The organism is Parabacteroides gordonii MS-1 = DSM 23371, from assembly GCF_000969825.1.
Lineage (GTDB): Bacteria > Bacteroidota > Bacteroidia > Bacteroidales > Tannerellaceae > Parabacteroides > Parabacteroides gordonii.
In genome coordinates this window covers 1-1,565 of sequence record NZ_KQ033924.1, presented here as the reverse complement: position 1 = coordinate 1,565, position 1,565 = coordinate 1, and the positions used below count along the sequence as shown (strand labels likewise).

2 protein-coding genes are annotated in these 1,565 nt (G+C 36.9%); both read right to left on the bottom strand.

Annotation, left to right across the window (positions count from 1 at the left end; all coding sequences use genetic code 11):
* Positions 1-97: 97 nt before the first annotated feature.
* Positions 98-772: a hypothetical protein gene (locus tag HMPREF1536_RS26440; RefSeq protein WP_011203028.1), complete on the bottom strand. Its 675-nt coding sequence runs from the start codon at positions 770-772 to the stop codon at positions 98-100.
* Between the two features lies 1 nt (position 773).
* Positions 774-1,565, bottom strand: a 792-nt coding sequence (locus HMPREF1536_RS27415) for an RHS repeat domain-containing protein (protein WP_028730509.1), incomplete at its 5' end; no start/stop codon positions are given.

The window sequence follows — 1,565 nt, the reverse complement described above, 5'->3', positions numbered from 1 at the left end:
TCGCCTTGACGCCTTCCGAGATACCCTTGACCTGCGCACCTACGCCGGTCTTTAGGTTTGCACTTACGCTGTCGAAATAGCCTGTGTCCGCCATATATTAGCAGTCTATATTTGTACCAAAATACCTATTTAATTTTTCTATAATCTCATTTATCTTATTGGATGTAGAGTCATACATCTTTTTTTCTCGTGCAAGCTTTACTAAATAAGGTATATCACTATAATTATGATTCAAAATACATTGAATTAAAATACAAGTTAAAGGATATCCATAATTATATGGATATTCTAATATGTCATTAGTTAATGCTGGAGTAACATTTATAAAGTTATATATATACGGAATGAATATATCATTGACATTTTGAGTTAATTCAATACATTTGTTCACAATGTCATCATTTTCATAAAAACTTATAGTTCCATTGTTATAGAATTTTAAAGGTGAAAAATAAAGTGAGGTAAAGCCAAAATAACACTGTGGTAATTTTGCCATTGGAGGAAAGGACAACTTTAATTTTTCTATTATTTTTGTTAGTTCTGTTGTTCCAGACATTTCCAGACCAAAACGGCAAGACAAAAATATCCCAAATAAAGAATTATAATCAGCATATTTTGAAGACACAAAAGTATATCCGATATATCCTACCTCAGAATTACTATCTAAGAATACAATAGATTCTCTTTTGTACTTTGAAATAATATTCCCAAAAGCAAAATTAACACTCTGCTTTTTTAGCTCTGCTTTTACTATTTTTTTTACTTCATTCATACTAATTATATATTAAAACATGGAATACAGCTGTATCAGAGGTTCCTCTACCACCTAATACTTTTCCTAACTCACTTCCTGTATCAATAGTATATGTGCCACTTGTGCCTTGTGAGACCTTAATAGTTCCTCCACCAAGATGTGTAGTAGTATTTGATTGTGAAGACATTGAATAGACTCCCGATTTTTTTTGATTTTTAGTAAGTCTGCCTTTCTTATGCTTAACCTCAAATATATGTGTTTTGCCATGGCCATCTTTAGCTATAATATCGGCTCTAATTCTGCTACCATTCACTTTCATTGTAATTTCTTCACCGATAATATCAAATCCATTACGCCTCAAGTCATCTTTTGCTTTATTAATGCCTTGCTGCTGACTATAACTTTGTTTCGAAAGTCCCAGAATATCAATCCACACATTTGTGTCATCAACATATCCATACAGATTCAGTATTCCACCATCAAGTCCAATCGGATCTTGTGAGACATACATACCCATCTTCGGTGAATAATACCTGAACCTGTTGTACGCCAGCCCTGTCTCCCGGTCATAGTACTGTCCCTGGAACAGGAATGGTACCATCCCCTTGTTGCCCGTCTCTTCGATGACGTTCCCGTCCATGTCGAGCACCCGGCTCCACACCTCGTTGCCCTCGGCATCGTATGCCTCCGTTGGTGTTCCGAGCTGGTCTGTCAGTATCGAGTAGGACCTGCCTTCCTTTATCATTGCCACCGGCACGAAGGACTCCTCGTCGAAGAGCCATACCGTCATGTCGCGGCGTTCCGTGTCCGT